General features: G+C 66.6%; 22 protein-coding genes and 1 pseudogene. 4 read left to right on the forward strand and 19 right to left on the reverse strand.

All coding sequences use genetic code 11. From position 1 onward, the window contains the following. Entirely contained in the window at positions 1-783 is a 783-nt protein-coding gene (locus ACPYIS_RS10910; RefSeq protein ID WP_299021056.1) for a peptidylprolyl isomerase, read from the forward strand. Positions 784-822: 39 nt separating this feature from the next. Here ACPYIS_RS10910 and ACPYIS_RS10915 read toward each other — a convergent pair whose 3' ends face one another. From ACPYIS_RS10915 to ACPYIS_RS10960, 10 genes are all read right to left on the reverse strand, one after another. Then, on the reverse strand, positions 823-1842 hold the full coding sequence (locus ACPYIS_RS10915) for a lysylphosphatidylglycerol synthase transmembrane domain-containing protein (RefSeq protein ID WP_424859400.1): 1020 nt from the start codon (positions 1840-1842) through the stop codon (positions 823-825). Next, positions 1839-2864: a glycosyltransferase family 2 protein gene (locus ACPYIS_RS10920; protein WP_299021060.1), complete on the reverse strand. Its 1026-nt coding sequence runs from the start codon at positions 2862-2864 to the stop codon at positions 1839-1841. The genes ACPYIS_RS10915 and ACPYIS_RS10920 overlap by 4 nt, the downstream gene beginning before the upstream one ends. An 81-nt stretch (positions 2865-2945) precedes the next feature. Next, entirely contained in the window at positions 2946-5549 is a 2604-nt protein-coding gene (gene clpB, locus ACPYIS_RS10925) for an ATP-dependent chaperone ClpB (protein ID WP_424859401.1), read from the reverse strand. 102 nt (positions 5550-5651) lie between these two features. Then, positions 5652-6134, reverse strand: coding sequence for a molybdenum cofactor biosynthesis protein MoaE (locus ACPYIS_RS10930; protein ID WP_299021064.1), 483 nt, complete (start codon positions 6132-6134; stop codon positions 5652-5654). A gap of 4 nt (positions 6135-6138) precedes the next feature. After that, entirely contained in the window at positions 6139-6390 is a 252-nt protein-coding gene (locus ACPYIS_RS10935; RefSeq protein ID WP_299021066.1) for a MoaD/ThiS family protein, read from the reverse strand. A gap of 52 nt (positions 6391-6442) precedes the next feature. Next, positions 6443-9070, reverse strand: coding sequence for a bifunctional diguanylate cyclase/phosphodiesterase (locus ACPYIS_RS10940; protein ID WP_424859402.1), 2628 nt, complete (start codon positions 9068-9070; stop codon positions 6443-6445). Between the two features lie 28 nt (positions 9071-9098). Beyond that, a complete protein-coding gene (glp, locus tag ACPYIS_RS10945) occupies positions 9099-10418 on the reverse strand; it encodes a gephyrin-like molybdotransferase Glp (protein WP_425973577.1) in 1320 nt (439 codons plus the stop codon). Between the two features lie 10 nt (positions 10419-10428). Beyond that, the gene (thrC, locus tag ACPYIS_RS10950; RefSeq protein WP_424859404.1) at positions 10429-11862 is read right to left on the reverse strand and encodes a threonine synthase; all 1434 of its coding nucleotides are present in this window, start codon (positions 11860-11862) and stop codon (positions 10429-10431) included. Then, positions 11862-13193 (reverse strand): homoserine dehydrogenase, encoded by a 1332-nt coding sequence (locus ACPYIS_RS10955; protein ID WP_424859405.1) that lies wholly within the window; start codon positions 13191-13193, stop codon positions 11862-11864. Before ACPYIS_RS10955 ends, thrC begins: the two co-directional genes overlap by 1 nt. 57 nt (positions 13194-13250) lie before the next feature. Beyond that, positions 13251-14486, reverse strand: a complete 1236-nt coding sequence (locus tag ACPYIS_RS10960) for a pyridoxal phosphate-dependent aminotransferase (protein WP_424894662.1) — start codon at positions 14484-14486, stop codon at positions 13251-13253. A 78-nt stretch (positions 14487-14564) separates the two neighbouring features. Here ACPYIS_RS10960 and ACPYIS_RS10965 point away from each other — a divergent pair, with 78 nt between their 5' ends. Further along, positions 14565-14957: an Mth938-like domain-containing protein gene (locus ACPYIS_RS10965; protein ID WP_299021079.1), complete on the forward strand. Its 393-nt coding sequence runs from the start codon at positions 14565-14567 to the stop codon at positions 14955-14957. A gap of 194 nt (positions 14958-15151) precedes the next feature. Then, positions 15152-15628: a peroxiredoxin gene (locus tag ACPYIS_RS10970; RefSeq protein ID WP_299021081.1), complete on the forward strand. Its 477-nt coding sequence runs from the start codon at positions 15152-15154 to the stop codon at positions 15626-15628. A gap of 93 nt (positions 15629-15721) precedes the next feature. Here ACPYIS_RS10970 and ACPYIS_RS10975 read toward each other — a convergent pair whose 3' ends face one another. Continuing rightward, entirely contained in the window at positions 15722-16891 is a 1170-nt protein-coding gene (locus tag ACPYIS_RS10975; protein WP_425973579.1) for a phospholipase D-like domain-containing protein, read from the reverse strand. A 60-nt stretch (positions 16892-16951) separates the two neighbouring features. Between ACPYIS_RS10975 and ACPYIS_RS10980 the strand changes: the two genes are divergently transcribed. Beyond that, the gene (locus ACPYIS_RS10980; protein ID WP_066708478.1) at positions 16952-17941 is read left to right on the forward strand and encodes an IS5 family transposase; all 990 of its coding nucleotides are present in this window, start codon (positions 16952-16954) and stop codon (positions 17939-17941) included. 103 nt (positions 17942-18044) lie between these two features. On the opposite strand, the gene ACPYIS_RS10985 is transcribed toward ACPYIS_RS10980, so the two are convergent. From ACPYIS_RS10985 to ACPYIS_RS11020, 8 genes and pseudogenes are all read right to left on the reverse strand, one after another. Next, a complete protein-coding gene (locus ACPYIS_RS10985; RefSeq protein WP_424894664.1) occupies positions 18045-19280 on the reverse strand; it encodes an IS256 family transposase in 1236 nt (411 codons plus the stop codon). A 32-nt stretch (positions 19281-19312) separates the two neighbouring features. After that, complete coding sequence (locus tag ACPYIS_RS10990; protein ID WP_424894665.1) at positions 19313-19486, reverse strand: hypothetical protein; 174 nt, start codon at positions 19484-19486, stop codon at positions 19313-19315. Between the two features lie 50 nt (positions 19487-19536). Then, the gene (locus ACPYIS_RS10995) at positions 19537-19728 is read right to left on the reverse strand and encodes an excisionase family DNA-binding protein (RefSeq protein WP_424894666.1); all 192 of its coding nucleotides are present in this window, start codon (positions 19726-19728) and stop codon (positions 19537-19539) included. After that, positions 19728-20057, reverse strand: coding sequence for a type II toxin-antitoxin system RelE/ParE family toxin (locus tag ACPYIS_RS11000; protein ID WP_144327717.1), 330 nt, complete (start codon positions 20055-20057; stop codon positions 19728-19730). Before ACPYIS_RS11000 ends, ACPYIS_RS10995 begins: the two co-directional genes overlap by 1 nt. Beyond that, positions 20054-20305: a ribbon-helix-helix domain-containing protein gene (locus tag ACPYIS_RS11005; protein ID WP_144327716.1), complete on the reverse strand. Its 252-nt coding sequence runs from the start codon at positions 20303-20305 to the stop codon at positions 20054-20056. Before ACPYIS_RS11005 ends, ACPYIS_RS11000 begins: the two co-directional genes overlap by 4 nt. Positions 20306-20378: 73 nt before the next feature. Continuing rightward, positions 20379-20556: pseudogene (locus tag ACPYIS_RS11010) on the reverse strand (recombinase family protein); the annotation flags it as partial. Between the two features lie 58 nt (positions 20557-20614). After that, positions 20615-21049 (reverse strand): hypothetical protein, encoded by a 435-nt coding sequence (locus ACPYIS_RS11015; protein ID WP_424894667.1) that lies wholly within the window; start codon positions 21047-21049, stop codon positions 20615-20617. Then, positions 21049-21771 (reverse strand): hypothetical protein, encoded by a 723-nt coding sequence (locus tag ACPYIS_RS11020; protein WP_424859234.1) that lies wholly within the window; start codon positions 21769-21771, stop codon positions 21049-21051. The genes ACPYIS_RS11015 and ACPYIS_RS11020 overlap by 1 nt, the downstream gene beginning before the upstream one ends. Positions 21772-21803 lie beyond the last annotated feature (32 nt).

The raw sequence follows: 21803 nt of genomic DNA on the forward strand, positions 1-21803 counted from the left end.
ATGAATATCCTGTTGTCGCGCGTGGCCGTCGCCGCGTGTCTGGCGGCTGGCCTGGTCCTGCCAGCGCACGCCCAAAATCTCGCCATCGTCAACGGCAAGCCCGTCCCCTCGGCCCGCCTCAAGGCGCTCGAGCAGCAGGTCGCCCGCTCGGGACGCCCCATCGACGACAACGTGCGCCAACAGTTGCGCGAAGAGGCCATCCTGCGTGAGATCTTCGTGCAAGAAGCCGAGCGGCGCGGCCTGCGCGCGTCGCCGGAGGTCAAGGCCCAGCTCGAACTGGCCACCCAGACCATCCTGATCCGCGAGCTGTTTGCCGACCAGCAACGCCGCCATCCCGTCACCGAAGCGGAGCTGCGCGCCGAGTATGACCGCATTGCCCAAGCCATGGGGCAGGAGTACCGCGTCCGCCACATCTTGGTCGAGAGCAAGGAAGCGGCTGAAGCGGTGCTCGCCGAGCTGGCCAAGGGCGCCAAGTTCGAGGACCTGGCGGCCAAACGCTCCAAGGACCCGGGGTCGGCCAAGCGCGGTGGTGATCTGGACTGGGCAACGCCCGATGCGTTCGTGCCGGAGTTTGGTCAGGCGATGGCCAAGTTGGGCAAGGGCGAGACGACCCGCGAGCCGGTGCAGACCCAGTTCGGCTGGCACATCATCCGCGTCGATGACGTGAGAGCCGCGCAAGTACCCCCGTTCGAGGACGTCAAACCTCAGATCGAGCAGCAGCTGCAGCAGCAAAAACTCGCGCAGTTCCAAGAAGAGCTGCGCAAGAAAGCCAAGATCCAGTAAGCGATCGGCCGGGCGGGCACCCGGGAGTCCGCCGCGGGCTCAACGCCGGCCGTCTGCCGCTGCGTCGGCGTCCCCGTCCCCAGCGCTGCTCGGCAGCAGTGCCAGCGGCGCTTGGGTGACGGGCGCCAGCCCGTAGAGCACCGAAGCCGCAACGGCCGCCGGTGCGTCGATCCCCAGTGGCACCAGCACCGCGACGGCGGCGGCCTCGCGCGTACCCCAGCCACCAAAGCTCACCGGTAGTGTGGCCAGTACGAAGATCGGCACCGCGGCCAGCGCCACACCCGCCCACGGCAGGGGCGCGCCCACCGCATGCAGCCCTGCAAACAGCGTGGTGACACTGGCGGCCTGCACGGCCAAAGAACCCACGAGCTGCTGCCCCCAGTGACGCGCCGGCGCATGTGTGGCGAGTTGCCGCCACCAGCGCCACGCGGGCCGCTGCAGCTGCGCCCAGTACATGCCATGGCTGGCACTGACACGCAACACCACATACGGTGACAGCGCCATGGCCACGGCCAGCGCGGCCGCCACGACAACCACCACCGGCAAAAAGCCCGACAACCCTAAGGCGTGCAGCGCCCTTTGCAGCCCATCGCCGTGCCCGCTGATGCGGCCCACGGCGAGCACCAGGCACCCCAGCAATCCCAACCCCCACAGGCCACTGAGGCGATCCAGCACGACCGACACGCCGGCCTCCAGCACCGGCACACCGCGCCGGTGCAGGCTCCAGGCGCGCAGCATGTCGCCCCCTAGCACCGCCCCGGGCAACACCACGTTGGCCGCCACGCCCCGAAAGTACACCGGCAGCGCCCAGCGCAGGGGTACCTCAAAGCCCAGCCAGCGTACCCCCGCACGCCAGCGCCAGGCCGACAGCGCGTTGGCCGCGGCGCTGCTGAGCAGCCCGGCCAACAGCCAGCCGCCATCGGCCCGCTGCAACTCGGCCCACACGCGCTCGGGCTCCACCCACCACAGCACGGCCGCCAGCAGCGCCAGCGCGGCCGCCAGCCGCCATGGGCGCCGCCCCTGCGGGCGAGCCGCGCCCCGGGTTGGGCCCAGGCTCATGGCTGCGTGGCAGTCCCGGGGTGAGCGGGCGGCAACCCCCGGGTGTGGTACTGGGGACGGCCCGACCCCTCGTGGTAGATGCGGATGAGTAACTCACCCGTCAGGCCCGCCACGATGAGCTGCGCCCCCATCAGCACCAGCATCACCCCGGCGATGAGCAGCGGGCGACCGCCAATATCCTCGCCTGCCAGTTTGACCGCGAGCAGATACCCGAGGATCACCACCCCGGGCGTCATGAGCCACAGGCCCAGCCCACCAAAGGCGTGCAGAGGTCGCTGCCGGTAGCGCAAAAAGAACACGATCAACACCAGGTCCAGAATGACGCGGAAGGTGCGATCGATGCCATACTTGGACTGCCCGCGCGTGCGCGCGTGGTGGCGCACCGGCACTTCCACGATGCGCGCGCCGGCTTCGCGCGCCAGCGATGGGATGAAGCGGTGCAACTCGCCGTAGAGCCGGATGCGCTCGATGATCTCGCGCCGATACGCCTTGAGCGCGCAACCGTAGTCGTGCAGACGCACCCCCGTGGCCCAGGAAATCAGCCGGTTGGCCAGCACCGAAGGCAGGCGGCGCGACAACGCCTTGTCCTGGCGCTGCTGGCGCCAGCCCGAGATCATGTCCACCGACGGATCGGACTCCAACCGCTCGATGAGCGCGGGAATGTCCAGCGGGTCGTTTTGCAAATCCCCGTCCAGCGTGACGATGTAGCGGCCCCGCGCGCGCTCGAAGCCGGCCTGCAACGCCGTCGATTGACCGTAGTTGCGCGCCAGGATGACCGGGTGCAGCCACGGCGTCGTCGCCGCCAGTTCGGCCAGGATGGCGGGGCTGGCGTCACGCGAGCCGTCATCCACGCAGATCAGCTCGAAGGTCCAGCGTGTGGGCCCGAGCGCCTCGCCCACCCGCGCCACCAGCTCACGTAGGTTGTCCTCTTCGTGATAGACCGGGATGACGACCGAGATGTCTGGGGCTGCCTCGGCGCGAGGCGCAGGGCGGGTGGGAGCGCTGGTGGGAGCTGGCGTCATGGTGATGGGGCACGAAAAAGCCGGGCAGGCGGCTGATCCGCCCTACCCGGCTGGCATTGTAGTCAGCGCCCGTGACGCTTTTTAGTGCACCGTGCGCCCGAAGAGGAACTGCCCCGGCGCGCGCACCGGATCCACGTCCACCGGGATCTCGCTCTTGGGGGGGAAGCGCCCTTCGAGGATCAGCTTGGACAGCGGGTTCTCGATGCGCTGCTGGATCGCGCGCTTCAGCGGCCGCGCGCCGAACACCGGGTCGTAGCCGACCTTGGCCAGCTCCTCCAGCGCCGCGTCGGTGAACGTCAGCGTCAGGTCGAGCTTGGCCAGCCGCTCCTGCAGCGTGCGCAGCTGGATGCGGGCGATGTTCTTGATGTGCTCGCTGCCGAGCGGATGGAACACCACCGTCTCGTCGATGCGGTTGAGGAATTCGGGGCGGAAGTGCGCCTTGAGCTCCTCCCACACCGCGTCCTTGATGTCCTCCATGTCGTGGCCCCGCTGCGCCAGCTGCTGGATGCGCTGCGAACCGATGTTGGAGGTCATCACGATGACGGTGTTCTTGAAGTCCACCGTGCGGCCCTGGCCGTCGGTCAGCCGCCCGTCGTCCAGCACCTGCAGCAGCACGTTGAACACGTCCGGGTGCGCCTTCTCGACCTCGTCGAGCAGCACGACGCTGTAGGGCTTGCGCCGCACCGCCTCGGTCAGGTAGCCGCCCTCCTCGTAGCCGACATAGCCCGGCGGCGCGCCAATCAGGCGGCTCACCGAGTGCTTCTCCATGAATTCGCTCATGTCGATGCGGATCATGTGCTGCTCGCTGTCGAACAGGAAGGCCGCCAGCGCCTTGCACAGCTCGGTCTTGCCGACCCCCGTCGGACCGAGGAACAGGAAGCTGCCCAGCGGCCGGTTCGGGTCGCTCAGGCCCGCGCGGGCGCGGCGGATGGCATTGGAGACGGCGGCGATCGCCTCGTCCTGGCCGACCACGCGCTCGTGCAGCCGCGCCTCCATCTGCAGCAGCTTGTCGCGCTCGCCCTGCATCAGCTTGCTGACCGGGATGCCGGTGGCGCGCGAGACCACCTCGGCGATCTCCTCCGCGCCGACCTGCGTGCGCAGCAGTTTGAAGCCCTTGGCGCCGTCCTTGCCGGCCTCGCGCGCCTGCGCCTCCTGCAGCCGGCGCTCCAGCTCCGGCAGGCGGCCGTACTGCAGCTCGGCGACCTTGTTGAAGTCACCCTTGCGCTTGAGCTCCTCGATCTGGAAGCGGATGCGGTCAATCTCCTCCTTGATCTGCGCCGAGCCCTGCACCTGCGCCTTCTCGGCCTTCCAGACCTCCTCCAGATCGGCGTACTCGCGCTCCAGCCGCGCGATCTCCTCCTCGATCAGCTCCAGCCGCTTGCGCGAGGCCTCGTCGGTCTCCTTGCGCACCGCCTCGCGCTCGATCTTGAGCTGGATCAGGCGCCGCTCCAGCCGGTCCATCACCTCGGGTTTGGAGTCGATCTCCATCTTGATGCGGGCCGCGGCCTCGTCGATGAGGTCGATGGCCTTGTCTGGCAGGAAGCGGTCCGTGATGTAGCGGTGCGACAGCTCGGCTGCGGCAACGATGGCCGGGTCGGTGATCTCCACCCCGTGGTGCAGCTCGTACTTCTCTTGCAGACCGCGCAGGATGGCGATCGTGGCCTCGACGCTGGGCTCGTCGACCAGCACCTTCTGGAAGCGCCGCTCGAGCGCCGCGTCCTTTTCGATGTACTTGCGGTACTCATCCAGCGTGGTGGCGCCGATGCAGTGCAGCTCGCCGCGCGCCAGCGCCGGCTTGAGCATGTTGCCCGCGTCCATGGCGCCTTCGGCCTTGCCCGCGCCCACCATGGTGTGGATCTCGTCGATGAAGAGGATGATGCGCCCTTCCTCGGCCGCGATCTCTTTGAGCACCGCCTTGAGGCGCTCCTCGAACTCGCCGCGGTATTTGGCGCCGGCCAGCAGTCCCGCCATGTCCAGCGCCAGCACGCGCTTGTCCTTGAGCGTCTCGGGCACCTCGCCGTTGACGATGCGCTGCGCCAGCCCCTCGACGATGGCGGTTTTGCCCACACCGGGCTCACCGATGAGCACCGGGTTGTTCTTGCTGCGCCGCTGCAGGATCTGGATGGTGCGGCGAATTTCGTCGTCGCGCCCGATGACGGGGTCCAGCTTGCCCTGACGGGCGCGTTCGGTCAGGTCGAGGGTGTATTTTTTCAGCGCCTCGCGCTGGTTTTCGGCTTCGGGGTTGGTCACTTTTTCTCCTCCTCGCACGGCTTCGATCGCCGCCTCTAGGGACTTGCGCTGCAGGCCCGCCTGCCGCGCGGCATCGGCCAGCGACGTCTTGGCATCGGCCAGCGCCAGCCAGAACAACTCGCTAGCGATGAACTGGTCACCGCGCTTGATGGCCTCTTTTTCCATCGCCTGCAGCACGGACACCAAATCGCGGCTGGCCTGGACTTGCTCCTGGCCCTGCACCTGGGGCAGGCGGTTGACGGCGTCTTCGGCCGCCTTGCGCAGCGCCCCGATGTTGACCCCGGCACGCGTGAGCAAGCCGCGCGAGGTGTCTTGCTGCAGCAGGGTCAGCGCCACGTGCGCCGGCTCGATGTACGCATGATCCTTGCCCAGCGCGAGCGATTGCGCGTCGGACAAGGCCTCTTGAAACGAACGGGTGAATTTTTCGATGGACATGGAAAGCTCCGTGATTCGACTGTGCTTCCATGTGGGGGGTTGTGCCGCGTTTTCAAGGCCGCGGCCTTGATCGCCATCAAAAACGCGCCACGTGACGGGCACTCAGGCGTTGCGCGCGGCAATGCCCCAGCGCGCCAGCGCCGCGTCGTCGCTGACGCGCGCATCGACCCAACGCGCCCCCTGTGGGGTGTGCTCTTTTTTCCAGAACGGCGCCTGGGTCTTGAGGTAGTCCATCAAAAACTCGCACGCCTGGAATGCCTGGCCGCGATGCGCCGAGGCCACGGCCACCAGCACGATTTGGTCCTGCGGCTGCAGCGCCCCCACGCGGTGGATGACGCGCACACCCAGTATGTCGAAGCGCCGTGCCGCCTCATCGATCATGGCGTCGATGGCGCGCTCGGTCATACCCGGGTAATGCTCCAGCTCCATGGTGGCCACCGAGGCCCCGTCGTTGCGATCACGCACCGTGCCCACGAAGGCGCACACCGCGCCCACGGTCGGCTGGCCGGCGCGCAGGGCGGTCACCTCACGCGCCAGGTCGAAGTCCTCGCTCTGGATGGCGATAAAACGGTGCGCGAGTGCCATGGGCCTATCCTCCAGTGACGGGCGGGAAGAAGGCCACTTCGGCGCCATCGTGCAGCGGCGTACCCTCGTCCGCCATGACCTGATCGACCGACACGCGCACGGCGCGCCCGCGGCCCAATGCCTCGGCCCAGACGCCACCGCGCGCAATCAGCGCGTCGCGCAACGCGCCGACGTGGGATGCGTCGGTGTCCAGCACCTCGGCGGCAGTGCCCACGGCCTCGCGGATGGCGGCAAAGTAGCGCAGTTGGATCTTCATGGACGGTCGTTGAATGAGGGTCAGGGTACCTATGCGGTGCTCGTGACCACGATCATAGCTTGGGCATTTGGCCCGCGGGCACGGCGAGCCAGGCCGACAACGGGCATGCCGGCGCCCACAGGTATCCCTGCGCACGCCGCACGCCGCGCTCGGCCAGAAAATCGCGCTGGGCCACCGTCTCGACCCCCTCCGCCACGAGCTCCAAACCGACCGCACGCCCGAGCTGGATGAGCGACTCGACGAGCGCGTCGGCCTGCGCGGACGTCCCGATGTCGCGCACGAAGCTGCCGTCGATCTTGATCGTGTCCAGCGGCAGGGCACGCAGATACGCCATCGAGGCATAGCCAGTGCCAAAGTCGTCCACCGCCAATCGCACCCCGCGCGCCTCCAGCACGCGCAGGCGGTCCCGCGCCGGTTCGCTGTCGAGCAGCACACTCTCGGTGATTTCCAGCTCCAGCCGGTGGGCAGGCCAACCGCTGCGCGTCAGGCGCGACAACACCTCGTCCACGAACCGTTCCACCTGGAGCTGACGGGGTGAGACGTTGACCGCCAGCCGGCCGAGCGTCCAGCCGGCCGCGTCCAGGCGCTGCCCGTGCTCCAGTGCCAGATCCAGCACCAGCAAACCCAGGCGCTCCATCAGTCCGCCATCCTCTGCCAAGGGAATGAAGGTCGAAGGCGACACCCAGCCCCACTGGGGATGCTGCCAGCGCAGCAAACCCTCGGCAGCCACGATGCGGCCGTCCTGCAAATCCACCTGGGGCTGCCACCACAGCTCGATGGTGCGCTCGGCGATCGCCTGTGCCAACGCTTCGCGCATGGCGCGCGCCTCGTGTGTGGCGTGGCTGAATCCCGCCTCGTACGCGACCACGCGACCGCGTCCCCCTGTTTTGGCGCGGTACATCGCCTCGTCCGCATGGCGCAACAGCGTCACGGCGTCCAGCCCATCACGCGGTGCCAGGGCGATACCAATGCTGGCCGAGATGTGGCAGACCCGCCCGCCCAAGTCGATCGGATTTTGCAGCGCCACCAGCACCGCGTGGGCGCGTTCGGCGGCAATGTCGGCCGTCACATCCTCCAGCACGAGGACAAACTCGTCTCCCCCCAGCCGTGCCACGGTGTCGCCACCGCGCACTTGCGCACGCAAGCGTTGCGCCACCTCGACCAATAGCGCGTCGCCGGCCTCATGCCCCCACTCGTCGTTGATTTCCTTGAAGTGGTCCAGATCGACGTATAGCACCGCCGTCATCGACCGGTGACGATCGGCGCGCGCCAGTGCATGCTCGATGCGCTCGAGGAGCAAACGGCGGTTGGGCAGATCGGTCAGCGGATCGTGTAGGCCGACATGCAGCAAGCGCTGTTCGGCCGCCGTCAGCGCCAACACCTCGCGGCGCAGCTGCGCTTCGCGGCGCTGCAAGCGGCGTTGGTAGATGCGCAGCCGACGCCGTGATTCGTTCATGGCCCGAGCCAGCGCGTGGACCTCACGGGTGCGCCAGTCGGTACGGATCGGCTGTGCCAGCGACAGCTGGCCCACCGCCTGCGCGGCCTGCGCCAAATACTCCAAGGGCTCGGCCAACTGACGAGCAGCGCGGCGGGCGATCCACGCCGCCGCGAGGGACACCGCGATGCCAAACCCCACCAAGGCCGCCAGCCAAACGGTCAGCCCTGGCACGAAGTCCCACCATGGGGCCGCCATCCACAGGGTCAGTGGCAGCTCGCCCAACACGATGGTGTGCTGCACCACCAACCAGTGAAGGCCCGGCATCGCCCAGCGGCTCCCGTCGAGCACCTGCCCTCCCTGCTCTATGGCCTGCCGCAGCAACGGTTGGCCGACCTCGTCGAGGCGCGGCAAGCGCCAGCTGCCCTCTGGCGTTGGCGTCAGCGTCAATGGGGCAAACGACTGTCCCAGCACGTGCCCGCTGGCGTCGGCGACCAGCGTCAGGCCGTGGGCACTAGGGGTCAACGTCTTGGCCAAGGCGTCGATCTCATTGGCGCGCAGATCGAACCCCACGGCCCACGGCAATCCGTCGGCATCGTGCCAACCCAGGGTGACCGTTACCCCCGGCTCGCGCGTGGTAAACAGCACGTATGGCGTGGTCCAGCGTGGCTCGCCCGGTTTTTCCTGGGCCAACCGATACCAAGGCCGCGTCCGTGGATCGTAGGGCAGCTGCTCGCGCCATTCCCGCAACGGGCGCCACTGCGCGTCGAACGACAGAAAGCGCTGTTCGTCCCCCCAACGGGTGCGGTCCGTGATGCGCACGAGCCACTCGCGCTGCTCGGGCCGCCACAGCAGCAACCAGCCTTGGCCCGCGCCATTGCCTGCCACCACCGAGGTGACCAACGGCATGGCGGCCATGGCCAGACGCGCCCGCTCGACGAAGCTCGTCGGACTATCCGCCGATGGTGGTAATGCCTGCAGCCCGTGACCAAACACCTGCAACGCAGCCTGGGTCGAGCCAAGGTTGGCTCGCAGCCGGGCATCTGTCTCACGGGCCACCGAGTCGAACGACGCCCGGGCCGCCTGTTGCGCCATCGGTGCGATGACGCCCACTGCCACCAACAGCGCCATCGCGACGATCAGCGCCAGCGCGCCGCCAATCAGACGGCGACGCAACAGCGAGCGGAACCCGACCCGCTCTGCGGCCATCTTCGACGTTCGGGCAGTGGCGAGCGGGGAGGTCATGCGCACTCCTGAACGTTCGATCCGCCGCTCAGTCCCACCACTCCGCCAGCGGCAGATAGGCCACCACGTCTCCACGCCGTATGACTGCCCCGGCAGGTTTATCCACCAGACCATCGGCCCAGACCATGGAGGTCAGCACGGACGAGTTTTGATTGGGAAACAGGTCTAAACCGCCCTGCGCGTTGCGGCGCACGCGCAAAAACTCGCGCCGTTTGTCGGGGTGCGGCACGTCGAAATGCGCCACCAGCGGCAGCGCCGGTGGCAACGCGGGCGCCACGTCGACCCCTGACAGCCGCAGCAAAAACGCCCGCGCGAGCAGCAGAAAGGTCACGAAGCTGGAGACCGGATTGCCCGGCAGGCCCAACACATGGCAGCGCCCTTGGTCACCCAGCGGCGCACGATCGATCCAACCCTGTGCAAACGGCTTGCCGGGCTTCATGGCAATCTGCCATAAGTCCAGGCCACCCAGCGCCTGCACCACGGGTTTGACGTGGTCTTCCTCGCCCACGGAGACACCGCCCGTGGTCACGATCACGTCGTGCGCGAGCGCGGCGCTGGCCAAAGCCGAGCGCGTCGCCTCGCGATCATCGGGAATGCGCGACAGCACGGTCACGTCGCAGCCCAGGCGCTGCAGCAGCGGCTCCAGAAAATAGCGGTTCGACTCGAAAATCGCCCCCGGTGGCAGGCCCTCGGGCGGCCGCTCCCCCGGGCGGATCAGCTCATCGCCCGTGGCGGCCAGGGCCACGCGCAACCGACGCCGCACGGTCAGCTCGGCCACCCCGATGGAGGCGACCAAGCCCAGATCGGCCGGGCGCAGGCGCCGGCCCGCGGGCAGCACGACGGCACCGACGTGCACATCTTCGCCGCGGCGGCGCACCCACTGGCCCGGCACGGGCACCACGGTCAAGCGCACCCAGCCATGGGGCGCCAGTGCGGCATCCGCATCGGGCGGCGCCTCCGCCGGCGCGGCGTCCTCTTGCATCACGACGGCGTCAGCCCCATCCGGCAGTGGCGCACCGGTAAAGATCCGCGCCACCGCGCCCGGGGGCAGCACCGCGCCACCGTGGCCCGCCGGGATGCGCAGGGCCACCGGCAGCGGCCGACCCGCGGCCACGGCTTGCTGTACCTCCGCACAACGCACGGCGTAGCCATCCATCTGGCTGTTGTCGAAGCCGGGTACGTCCAGCGCCGAGACGACCGGCTCGGCCAGTACGCGGCCGGCAGCCGACTGGGTGGGTACGCGCTCCACCTCCGCCACCGGGGCGACGTCGGCCAGCAGCCGCTGCAGGGCATCTTCCAGCGCCATCAAGCCGGGCCGTGCGGACGCGGTCGGTGACGTCGTCGCCATGGCCTGCCCCTCACCCCGCCGCGCACACCATTTCGATGTACGCCTTGACGCGCTGGGCGTCCGCGGGCAGCACCTGCACCCGCTTGGGTCGGTCCTCGATGCCCTGGTAGCGGGCGGGCCGCTCGGGCTCGCGCCCGAGGGCTTCGACGATGGTGGCGGCAAACTTGACCGGCAACGCCGTCTCGAGCACGATCATGGGCACCCCGGGCTGCCGGTGCTCACGCGCTACCTTGACCCCGTCCGCGGTGTGGGGGTCGATCATGACACCGAAACGCTGCCACGTGTCGCGGATGGTGGCGATGCGGTTGGCGTGCGTGCTGCGGCCACTCAAGAATCCGAAGCGGCTGCGCGCCAGCGCAAACGCCGGGTGGGCCGACAAATCGAAGCGCCCATGGCGCGCCAGCTCATCGGCAAACAGGGCGCGCGTCGCCGCCGCATCGCGCCCCAGCAGGTCGAACACGAAGCGCTCGAAGTTGCTGGCCTTGCTGATGTCCATCGACGGGCTGGACGTCTCGTAGGTGTCGGCGCTGCCCCGCACCCGGTAGACCCCGGTGCGGAAAAACTCGTCGAGCACGTCGTTTTCGTTCGTCGCCACCACCAGGTGGGCAATGGGCAGGCCCATCATGCGGGCGATGTGCCCCGCGCACACGTTGCCGAAATTGCCGCTGGGCACGGCAAAGCTCACGGGCTCGTCGTCGCGCGTGGTGGCCTGGATCCAGCCCGCAAAGTAGTACACCACCTGCGCCAGCAAGCGCGCCCAGTTGATGCTGTTGACGGTGCCGATCTTGAAGCGCCGCTTGAAGTCGAGGTCGTGGCTGACCGCCTTGACGATGTCCTGACAGTCGTCGAACACGCCCTCGATGGCGATGTTGTGGATGTTGGCATCCATCAGGCTGTACATCTGCGCCTGCTGAAACGGGCTCATGCGCCCATGCGGGCTGAGCATGAAGACGCGGATGCCACGCTTGCCGCGCATCGCGTACTCGGCGGCGCTGCCGGTGTCGCCGCTGGTGGCGCCCAGAATGTTGAGCGTCTCACCCCGGCGCGCGAGCTCGTACTCGAACAGGTGGCCCAGCAGCTGCATGGCCATGTCCTTGAAGGCCAACGTGGGCCCATTGGACAGTGCTTCCAGCCAGAGGCCGTCTTCCAAGTGACGCAAAGGCACGATCTCGCCCGTGCCGAACACCTCGGCCGTGTAGGTTTTGGCGCACAGCGCGCGCAGGTCGTCGGCCGGGATGTCGTCGATATAGAGCGACAGGATCTGGAACGCCAGCTCGGCGTAGCCTTGCTCGTGATAGATGCGGCGCCAACGCGCCAGCGTCGCCGCATCGACCTGGGGATACGACTCGGGCAGGTACAAACCGCCGTCGGGCGCAAGGCCCTCGAGCAAAATGTCGCTGAAACGCCGCCGCTCGGGGTGGCCACGGGTCGAGAGGTAGCGCATCAGGCCAACTCCTCCTTACGGATGCGTACCACGGGCGCCAGCACGGTGGGCAGGGCTTGGATGGCATCGAGCGCCTCGTTCATGGTGCCCTCGCTCGTGTCGTGCGTCAAGATGATGAGGTCGGTTTGCGTGCTGCCCTCGCCGCCCACCTCGTCGGCCTCGCGCTGCAGAACGGCGTCGATGCTGATGCCCGCACGCGCCAGCAGCCCCGTCACCTCGGCCAACACACCGGGCTGGTCGGCGACACGCAAGCGCAGGTAGTAGCTCGTGACCACTTGCGCCATGGGCACGATGCGCAGGTCACTCATCGCATGCGGCTGGAACGCCAGGTGCGGCACGCGGTGCTGCGGGTCAGCGGTGTGCAGGCGTGTCACGTCTACCAGGTCGGCGATCACGGCGCTGGCGGTCGGCTCGCTGCCCGCGCCTTTGCCGTAGTAGAGCGTGGTGCCCACCGCGTCGCCCTGCACCACCACGGCGTTCATCGCGCCCTCGACGTTGGCGATCAGGCGCCGCGCCGGCACCAGCGTCGGGTGCACGCGCAGCTCCACGCCACCGGCCACGCGCTTGGTGATGCCCAGCAGCTTGATGCGGTAGCCCAGCTGCTCGGCGTAGCGGATGTCGGCCGCCTGCAGCCGTGTGATGCCTTCGACATACGCCTTGTCGAACTGCACCGGAATGCCAAACGCCAGCGCACTCATCAGCGTGGCCTTGTGTGCGGCGTCGATGCCCTCGATATCGAAGGTGGGATCGGCCTCGGCGTAGCCCAGGCGCTGCGCCTCTTTGAGCACGACGTCGAAATCCAGCCCCTTGTCGCGCATCTCGGACAGGATGAAATTCGTGGTGCCGTTGATGATGCCGGCCACCCACTGGATCTGGTTGGCGGTCAACCCCTCGCGCAACGCCTTGATGATAGGAATGCCGCCGGCCACCGCCGCCTCGAACGCCACCATCACCCCCTTGGTCTGGGCGGCGGCAAAGATCTCGGTGCCGTGCACCGCCAACAATGCTTTGTTGGCCGTGACCACGTGCTTGCCGGCGGCGATCGCCTCCAGCACCAGCGTCTTGGCAATGCCATAGCCGCCGATGAGCTCGACCACGATGTCGATGGAGGGATCGGCGATGACGGCGCGCGCGTCACCCACCACCTGCACCCCGTCGCCGACGATGGCGCGCGCCCGCTCGACGTCGAGGTCGGCCACGGTGACGATGTCGATGCCGCGCCCGGCGCGGCGACGGATTTCTTGCTGGTTGCGCTGCAGCACGCGAAAGACGCCGCTGCCGACGGTGCCGATGCCCAGCAGACCAACGCGGATGGGGGGAAGCGAACTCATGGTGGTGATGTCTGTGAATAGATCGTCGATCGGTGGCGGGAGCGCCCCCGCGCAGGGTCAGTCCGTTCCGTAGCGGCGGCGCAGATGCCCCAAAAAACGCGCAATGCGGCCAATCGCCTCGGCCAGATCGTCTTCGTGCGGCAAAAAGACGAGGCGGAAATGGTCGGGCGTCGGGTAGTTGAAGCCCGTGCCTTGCACGATCAGCACCTTTTCCTCGGCCAGCAGTTCGTAGGCGAATTGCTGGTCGTCCTCGATCGGGTAGATCGCCGGATCCAGGCGCGGAAACATGTACAGCGTGGCCTTGGGCTTGACGCAGGTCACGCCGGGGATGGCTGTCAACAACCGGTGCGCCAGGTCGCGCTGTCGGCACAGACGCCCCGTGGGCGCGACCAAATCGTTGATGCTCTGGTAGCCGCCCAGCGCGGTCTGGATGGCCAGTTGCCCTGGCGTGTTGGCGCACAGGCGCATCGAGGCCAACATATTCAGCCCCTCGATGTAGTCCTTGGCGCGCCGCTTGTCGCCCGAGACGATCATCCAGCCCGCACGGTAGCCGCACGAGCGGTAGTTTTTGCTCAGCCCGTTGAAGGTGACGAACAGCACGTCGTCGGCCAGCGAGGCGATCGACGTGTGGGTGTGGCCGTCGTAGAGCACCTTGTCGTAGATCTCGTCCGCAAAGACGATCAACCCGTGCTGGCGCGCCAGCGCCACGATGGCCTGCAGCACCTCCACCGGATACAGCGCCCCGGTCGGGTTGTTGGGGTTGATGACGACGATGCCCCGCGTGCGCGGCGTGATCTTGCGCGCCATGTCCTCCAGATCGGGGATCCAATCGTTGGCTTCGTCGCACAGGTAGTGCACCGGCGTGCCGCCCGACAGCGACACCGACGCCGTCCACAACGGGTAGTCGGGCGCGGGAACCAAAATCTCATCGCCCGCGTTGAGCAGCGCGTTCATGCTCATGGTGATGAGCTCACTGGCGCCGTTGCCCAGATAGACGTCGTCCACCGTCACGCCAGGAATACCCTTTTGCTGCGTGTAGTGCACGATCGCTTTGCGCGGGGCAAACAGCCCCTTGCTGTCCGTGTACCCGGCCGCGTGCGGCAGGTTGCGGATCATGTCCTGCACGATCTCATCGGGCGGCTCGAGCCCGAACACAGCCAGGTTGCCGATGTTGAGCTTGATGATCTTGTGGCCATCCTCCTCCATCTGGCGGGCCTTCTCCAGCACAGGCCCCCGGATGTCGTAGCAGACGTTGGCGAGTTTGGCCGATTTGTGGATGACGGGAAACGGCATGGCGCACGGGGTTGGGCGGGTGGAACCTATAATTTCACCACAGTTTGGCCGCCTTTCCGTGCGCGCCGTGCGCCACCGATGAAGTTTCAACCCGACCGCATCGACACCCTGTCCATCCAGGCCCACGGCCCGGGGTGGGTGGTGATCGCGGGCCAGCGGTTCGAGCACAGCGTGGTGGTCAGCGCCAGCGGCCGCCTGCAGGTGTGGGACTGCCGGGCGCACGCCGATCTGACCGCCGCCCACTTCGACCTCCTGGCCGAGGAAGAACCGGAAGTCGTGCTCTTCGGCAGCGGCCAGCGCCTGCGCTTCGTCGCCCCTGCCCTGCTGCGCGGCCTGATCGAGCGCGGCATCGGCGTGGAAACCATGGACACGATGGCCGCGGCGCGCACCTACAACATCCTGGCCGGCGAAGGCCGCCGGGTGGTGGCAGCCCTGTTGATCGAACCCCACGACACGACGCCGGCGGGCTGACTTTCGATCGCCTCCACCCGCCAGACCCGCCCCTCGAATGCGGTAAAATTAGCAAAATGTCCGGCGCAGCCCATCCTGCCGCGCTGCCACGCTCGGCACCCGCTCCACGCGCGAATGGGGCTCAGGGTGTGTGATGGACAGGCCGTCTTTTTCCGGACGCATCCGATCAGCCAATCAGACAGGGGATACGCTTCATGGCCGTCGTCGTCAACAAACCCATTCCCGAGTTCGAAGCGCAAGCGACCGGCGGCGTCAAGGTCACCCACCAGTCCCACCTGGGCAAGACCCTGGTGCTGTACTTCTACCCGAAAGACCACACCCCCGGCTGCACCACCGAGGCGCTACAGTTCCGCGACCAGTATCAAGAGTTCGTCGCCGCCGGTGCCGAGGTGTTCGGCGTCTCGCGCGACAACCTGAAGTCGCACGAAGATTTCAAAGCCAAGCTGGAGCTGCCCTTCGAGCTGATCGCCGACACCGAAGAAAAGATGTGCCACATGTTCGGCGTGGTCAAGAACAAGATCATGTACGGCAAGAAGGTCAAGGGCATCGAGCGCAGCACCTTCTTGATCAGCCCCGAGGGCATCCTGCTGCAAGAATGGCGCGGCGTCAAGGTGCCTGGGCACGTGGACGAAGTCCTGCAGGCCGTCAAGATGCTCAAAAAGGTGGCCTGACGGCAAAACGTCTCGTCGGAAGAAACGGTCCAGCCTAGCGCAGGCAGGGGCGGTGGGCATTCGAGCCAGCTGTCGCCGTCAAGAGAGGAGCGCTCAAAGGATGGGCGTGAACAGTCGGGCGGCTCGGTCGCGCAGCCGCACCGTCAAGGGCTGGGCATGCCATTGTGCCAGGGTGACCAGGTGTGATTCGGCCCGGCGTTCAAAGAAATCGTCTTCGAGCTGGGCCGCAAGGGCGGGATCGTAGACCTCGAGGTTGAATTCGAAATTGAGCCTCAAACTGCGCGTGTCCCAGTTGGCCGAGCCGAGGCTGACCCAATGGCGATCGATCAGCATCAGCTTCGTATGGTCGAAAGGGCCTGGCCGTTCGAAGACACGCACGCCAAACTCGAGCACCTGGGCATAGCTGGCGCGGCTTGCCCATCCGACAAAGGCATGGTCGCAGCGCTGCGGCACGATCACCTCGACTTCCACGCCGCGCAAGGCAGCGGTAGACAGGGCCGTGAGCAAGGTGGTTTCGGGCACGAAATAGGGCGTCCGAATTCGCACGCTGTGCTGTGCGCTCGCAAGCGCGCCGGACCAGGTCCAGAGCAAGCGGTCGATCGTATCGTCGGGGCCAGCTTCGATGCCGCGTGCAAGGGCGCCGCCGCAGCGGTCGCGGTCGCCCGCGGGCCATGCTGCAGCGGAGTCCGGGCCCCCACGCCAGAAGGAGGATTCGAGCCATTCGTCGCTGCTGTCGAACCAGTCGCGCGTGAAGGTCAGCATCATGTGTTCCAGCACCGGTCCTTCGACGCGGAAGTGCAGGTCCCGGAAGGCCGCTTCGGGCTTGTCCGGCGACCAGTAGGACGCTTGAATATTCATGCCGCCCGTGAAGCCGACACACCCATCGACCAGCAGCAACTTGCGGTGGTTGCGCAGCTGAACCGCATGCAGCCGCGCGGGAATGAACGGCGGGTTGAATGAGGCGACGGGCACGCGCTCGCGGACGAGCGCGCGGTAAGCCGTCTGGCGCGAAAGCCGGACATTCACGTCATCGATCAGCACGCGCACGGCCACGCCCCGGCGGTGCGCGCGCGTGAGCGCGTCGACGAAGGCGCCACCGATGCCGTGGCCGTCAAAGATGTAGCTGGCCAGGGCGATGCTGTGACGCGCCTCGTCGATGGCCCGCAGCATCTCGGGGTAGGCGGTCGCACCGCCGTGCAGCGGTTCGATTGCATTTCCCGCCGTCAGTGGCAAGCCCGTGGCCGACTCGACCAGGTGCGCCAAACCCTTAAGGAAGGTCTGCAAAACCTTCCTGCCAGACTGCCGGGATGGGACAATAGCGACATGAAGCAGATGAGTCTGGAGGCGCCGATGTATACGGGCTTTGAGCTGCGCGCCAAGCGCACCCGCAAGCGTGCGTTTTTGGAGCAGATGGACCGTGTGGTGCCGTGGGCAGAGTTGGTCGCACTCATCGAGCCGTATGCGCCGAAGGCGGGTCCCAAGGGTGGGCGGCCACCCTTTGCGGTAGAGAAGCTGCTGAGGATTCATTTTTTGCAGCAGTGGTTTGGTCTGTCGGACCCGGCGGTGGAGGAAGCCTTGTACGACACGCCGCTGCTGGCGAGCTTTGTTGGTCTGGACCTGGGGGTGGATGTCGTGCCGGATGAGAGCACCATCCTGCGCTTTCGCCACCTGCTGGAGCAACACGGCCTGAGCCAGCGTATCCTCGAGACGGTCAATCGCATCCTGACCGAGCGTGGCCTCATGCTCAAGAGCGGCACCATCGTGGATGCCACGCTCATTGCTGCTCCCAGCTCGACCAAGAACGCCCGCCGTGAGCGCGACCCTGAGATGCACCAGACGAAGAAGGGCAACCAGTGGTACTTCGGCATGAAAGCGCACGTTGGGGTCGACGCCGAGACAGGGCTGGTACACACGGTGGTGGCCACCGCTGCCAACGTCTCGGATGTGACGCAGGCGCATCGGCTCTTGCACGGGCAAGAGACCGACGTCTTTGCCGATGCGGGCTATCAGGGAGTGGACAAGCGAGCGGAAAACCAGGGCAAGCAAGTCGCTTGGCACGTGGCCATGCGGCCGGGCAAGCGCCGGGCATTGGACAAGCGCACTTTTCTTGGCCAGGTGATGGATGCCTTGGAACGCACCAAGGCGCGCATTCGTGCCAAGGGTGAGCATCCGTTTCGGGTACTCAAATGCCAGTTTGGCTACCGCAAGACGCCCTATCGAGGCTTGGCCAAGAACGGCGCGCAGCTCAACGTCCTGTTTGCGCTGGTCAATCTGTGGCTGGCGCGCAAAGCCTTGCTGGCTGCGACGGGATAAGTGCGCCCGCAGTGGGCTCACTGGGGCCGGATGAGGCTGCAGAGGGCCCACGAAGGGGCTTGCTGGAGCCCAAGAACCGTTCAGCATCTGTTTCGATCCCATCCTACGAAACGATATTGACCCTGAACTCGTCGCCACGAACGAGTGGGCGGGGTAGTGCAGAGGTTCCCTTGCTCGCCCGCTTCCAGTCCGCGGTGATGTTGCGCAAGGCCAGCCAGATCAGCTTGGTGGCCGCCTCGTCGCTTGGGAAGTGCCCGCGGCTCTTGATGATCTTGCGTAACCGCGAATGCACGCTCTCGATGGCGTTGGTGGTGTAGATGATCCGCCGCACTTCGGGCGGGAACGCGAAGAACGGGATCACCCGGCTCCACGCCCGCCGCCAGGCCGCGACCACGGTCGGGAAGCGCTGGCCCCACGGCCCTGCCTCGAACGCGTCCAGCGCGCGCTCGGCGGCCTCCGCGCTCGGTGCGGTGTAGATCGGCTTGATCGCCGCGGCCAGCGCCTTACGGTCCTTCCAGCTCGCATAGTCGAGGCTGTTGCGGATCAGGTGCACGATGCAGGTCTGCAGGGTCGTGGCCGGAAACACCGCCTCCAGTGCCTCCGGCAGGCCCTTCAGGCCGTCGGCCACGCCGATCAGCAGGTCCGTGACCCCGCGGGTCTTGAGATCGTTGAACACCTTCATCCAGAACTTCGCGCCTTCGGTGTTCTCGATCCAAAGCCCCAGAATGTCGCGGGTCCCGTCCGGCAGCACGCCCAAGGCCAGATACACCGCCTTGTTGCGCACCACGCCGTCCTCGCGGATCTTCACCCGCAGGGCATCGAAGAACACCACCGGGTACATCGGCTCCAGCGGCCGGGCCTGCCAGGCCCCCACCTCGGCCATCACCGCGTCGGTGACGGCGCTGATGAACTCCGCTGACACCTCGATGGCGTACATCTCGGCCAGATGGCCCTGAATCTCGCGCACCGACATGCCGCGGGCATACATCGAGATGATCCGGTCGTCAAAGCCGGCAAACCGGCGCTCATGCTTCGGGATCAGCTGCGGTTCGAAGCTGCCGGCCCGGTCGCGGGGCACCTCGATCCGCAGCGGCCCGCCGTCGGTCAGCACGGTCTTGCCGCTGCGGCCGTTGCGATGGTTCCCGCAGCCGCCCTCGGGGCTGGCCAAGTGCACGCCCAGCTCAGCCCCCAAGGCGCGCTCGATCACGGCCTTCTTCAGCTTCTGGAACACGGCCTCGACGCCGGCGGCGTCCATCGGTCCGGGGATCAGCTTCTCAAGCAGCTCGTCGGGAAGAATGGCGTCCGGCTTCGCGGCGGGGGTGGTCTTCTTGCGTGGCATGGGGGCTCCTGAACATCGTCATGGTAGGCCCCTCACACAAAAATCCTGACACCCTCCTTTTGCGGGGACATCTCGTGGACATCGAGATGGCACAGCGCATCGAACTCGCCCATACGGCGCTTGCTGATCAGTCCTGCGCTGTACAGCCCACGCGCGGTCTCGTGCATTTCATCCAGCATTCGACTCTTACGCTTCGTCGTTGCCATGACACACCTCCACGATCTCGCCCGCCATCAGAGCGGTCGCCAGTTGCCGGTCATCGAAACCCAACAGTTCCTTTGCCATCTCCCGGAACACCCTCTTTGAACCACCACAGCCACCCAACCCGTTGCGCGGGCAGGTGCTTGCGGTCGATCCAGCGGTAGATCGAGTCGCGCGTGACACCCAGATGCTCGGCGATATGGTCTACACCGACGAGCGCACACATGTCTATCGGCGGTGCGACCATCACACGGTGTCAGGCGCCTGCATCCACGCTGGGATGTCCCGCTGGCCGTGCAGTACGCGCCAGACGTCGATGTGATCGGGGCGCTCGACGTAAAACACGAGGTACGGGTATCGCGTGAGTGGCCAGGCGCGCAGGCCGGGCAAGTTGAGTTCGTGCGCGTAGCGGGGAGAGCCCGTTGCCGGATGGCGGGCGATGTGGCTGTAGGCCTTCTCCAGTGCATCAATGAAGCCAAGCGCCACGGCCGCATTGGCTTGCGTCAGATAGTGGGCAATGGCCTCATCGACATCGCGGTTGGCCTGCTCACGCGGGACGACTGGTTTGCGCTTCACGCCTTGGCGTTGGTGTTGGCAGCCTTGCGCACCCGATCCCGCAGACCATCGAAGTAGCCAGCATCGGCGGGTGTCGCCGGGTTGGATGCCGCACCGGCCAACAGCAAGCCACGCAGTTGTAGGCGATCCTGGTCCTTGCGGATCAACTCGCGCACGTACTCGCTGCTCGTGCCGTAGCCGCGCCGGCTGACCTGCTCATCCACGAAGGCCTTCAGGGTCTCGGGGAGGGAGATGTTCATCGTACTCATGGTGCAAGTATGGGTTCTTTGGCAAACTTTGGCAAGACCGTTGTATGAGTCCAGTGCCTTTGGCACTCGGTGATGATCGCATCGAGCAGGCGCTTCAAGCCCTTCTTGTGGTCGTTCATGCCCGAGCCGAGATTGGCGATCACCTCGAACGTCCAGCCTTGGCGGGCGCAGTAGAGTTCGAGCACCTGCTTTTGCCGCTCCAGGTCGTCCTTCTGATCGTGGCTGGAAACTCGTGCGTAGGCGATGGTGCGGCGCGGCGTCTCCGGTGCGCGGAATTGCTCTGGACGAAGCCGCGCACCCGGTCAACTTCTATTTGAGCTGTTCGAACCCCTCGGCCACACCACCCGAGCCCAGCACTTTCCCGACCTTTTCCAGGTCCATTCCTTCGGTCGGCGGGGTACCGTCCCGGCACAGGTTGAAGTCGTAGCTGAACACGACTTCCCCTTGTTTACCATCCTTACCTGTCATACCGCCTTGCCGCAAGCGAAGCTGGAGTCGCTTGCATCCTTCCTGTTGAAAGCTCTTGATGGTGCTGACATCGGCAAGAACGGGGGCGCTGGAGCCGGTCGCCTGTCGGAACCGCTCCGCCACCGGCCCCACGATTTCTCCGCTGGCCTTGCCGTCGGGCGCATCGATGGCCTGCATGAGCAGGGCTTTGGGGCTGTCGTACTGGGCGGCCTTTGCCAGAGTTGCGACGCATGCGAGCGCCGCAGCGCATGCGATCACGCGATAAGCGTTGACCATTATTTCTCTACTCCATTGGGCTCCCGTCCACTTGCTGCAGAAGGCGGCGAGGCGTTTGCGCGATCCAGCTCGCCGAGCGCCTCCGCCAGCGCCGCCTCGACGAGTGGCAGCGGCAACAGCTTCCTGTCCGATGTCGAGGCCGCCACTGATAGCGATCCCAAGGGCGCTCCGCTGGCCTGCCGCACCGACAGCGTGATGGCGGCTGTCTGCTTGTATTCGCAGCCCCGGAAGCAGAATCCATCAGGATCGCCCGCGACCAGGTTGTTGAACCACCCACGAAAACCGCTCGCATCTGCAACGGCGCTCAGAAGGTTCGCCGCAACTGTGGCTTGCGCCGCATCGAGCGCTGCCCCTCCATGAGAAAACATCACGTCTTGACGCAGCCCTGTCGTCTGCACGGCCCCCGCCTTCTCGAATACCTCGCCGACATCGGCCTGCGCGCGCCGGTTTCCATACTCGCGTGCGGCCTTGAACTCGCCTTTCGCCTCTATCCAAACGTCTGCTTCACTGCCGGTCGTCACGACAACCGCGCCGAGCGACTGTGCACGGCGCGCGAGAAGTGTCGAGAGCCTGGGGCTGTTTTGGAACTCGACGTAGGCGCGCTTTCCTGCCAGGTCGATGGCCCCGAGGCCCCCGTCTCGCAGCATGGTGACGGGAGGCCCTTTGTAGGCCGTGGACGTGTCGTTCTCTCCCTGTGCATGCGCAGCACCGGATGCGGCCACGACCAAACAAAGAAGGGCACCGATCCTTGGCA

This window comes from Tepidimonas sp. HKU78 (assembly GCF_049860815.1).
Taxonomy (GTDB): domain Bacteria; phylum Pseudomonadota; class Gammaproteobacteria; order Burkholderiales; family Burkholderiaceae_C; genus Tepidimonas.

What these genes read in the sequence shown, in the direction of transcription:
- ACPYIS_RS10955 (WP_424859405.1), bottom strand. Translation starts at nt 13,193, where the DNA reads ATGAGTTCGCTTCCCCCCATCCGCGTTGGTCTGCTGGGCATCGGCACC.
- ACPYIS_RS10995 (WP_424894666.1), bottom strand. Translation starts at nt 19,728, where the DNA reads ATGGTCGCACCGCCGATAGACATGTGTGCGCTCGTCGGTGTAGACCAT.
- ACPYIS_RS10970 (WP_299021081.1), top strand. Translation starts at nt 15,152, where the DNA reads ATGGCCGTCGTCGTCAACAAACCCATTCCCGAGTTCGAAGCGCAAGCG.
- ACPYIS_RS10915 (WP_424859400.1), bottom strand. Translation starts at nt 1,842, where the DNA reads ATGAGCCTGGGCCCAACCCGGGGCGCGGCTCGCCCGCAGGGGCGGCGC.
- ACPYIS_RS10990 (WP_424894665.1), bottom strand. Translation starts at nt 19,486, where the DNA reads ATGGCAACGACGAAGCGTAAGAGTCGAATGCTGGATGAAATGCACGAG.
- ACPYIS_RS10980 (WP_066708478.1), top strand. Translation starts at nt 16,952, where the DNA reads ATGAAGCAGATGAGTCTGGAGGCGCCGATGTATACGGGCTTTGAGCTG.
- ACPYIS_RS11005 (WP_144327716.1), bottom strand. Translation starts at nt 20,305, where the DNA reads ATGAGTACGATGAACATCTCCCTCCCCGAGACCCTGAAGGCCTTCGTG.
- ACPYIS_RS11015 (WP_424894667.1), bottom strand. Translation starts at nt 21,049, where the DNA reads ATGGTCAACGCTTATCGCGTGATCGCATGCGCTGCGGCGCTCGCATGC.
- clpB (WP_424859401.1), bottom strand. Translation starts at nt 5,549, where the DNA reads ATGTCCATCGAAAAATTCACCCGTTCGTTTCAAGAGGCCTTGTCCGAC.
- ACPYIS_RS10940 (WP_424859402.1), bottom strand. Translation starts at nt 9,070, where the DNA reads ATGACCTCCCCGCTCGCCACTGCCCGAACGTCGAAGATGGCCGCAGAG.
- ACPYIS_RS10930 (WP_299021064.1), bottom strand. Translation starts at nt 6,134, where the DNA reads ATGGCACTCGCGCACCGTTTTATCGCCATCCAGAGCGAGGACTTCGAC.
- ACPYIS_RS10910 (WP_299021056.1), top strand. Translation starts at nt 1, where the DNA reads ATGAATATCCTGTTGTCGCGCGTGGCCGTCGCCGCGTGTCTGGCGGCT.
- thrC (WP_424859404.1), bottom strand. Translation starts at nt 11,862, where the DNA reads ATGCGCTACCTCTCGACCCGTGGCCACCCCGAGCGGCGGCGTTTCAGC.
- ACPYIS_RS10935 (WP_299021066.1), bottom strand. Translation starts at nt 6,390, where the DNA reads ATGAAGATCCAACTGCGCTACTTTGCCGCCATCCGCGAGGCCGTGGGC.
- ACPYIS_RS10985 (WP_424894664.1), bottom strand. Translation starts at nt 19,280, where the DNA reads ATGCCACGCAAGAAGACCACCCCCGCCGCGAAGCCGGACGCCATTCTT.
- ACPYIS_RS10965 (WP_299021079.1), top strand. Translation starts at nt 14,565, where the DNA reads ATGAAGTTTCAACCCGACCGCATCGACACCCTGTCCATCCAGGCCCAC.
- glp (WP_425973577.1), bottom strand. Translation starts at nt 10,418, where the DNA reads ATGGCGACGACGTCACCGACCGCGTCCGCACGGCCCGGCTTGATGGCG.
- ACPYIS_RS10960 (WP_424894662.1), bottom strand. Translation starts at nt 14,486, where the DNA reads ATGCCGTTTCCCGTCATCCACAAATCGGCCAAACTCGCCAACGTCTGC.
- ACPYIS_RS10920 (WP_299021060.1), bottom strand. Translation starts at nt 2,864, where the DNA reads ATGACGCCAGCTCCCACCAGCGCTCCCACCCGCCCTGCGCCTCGCGCC.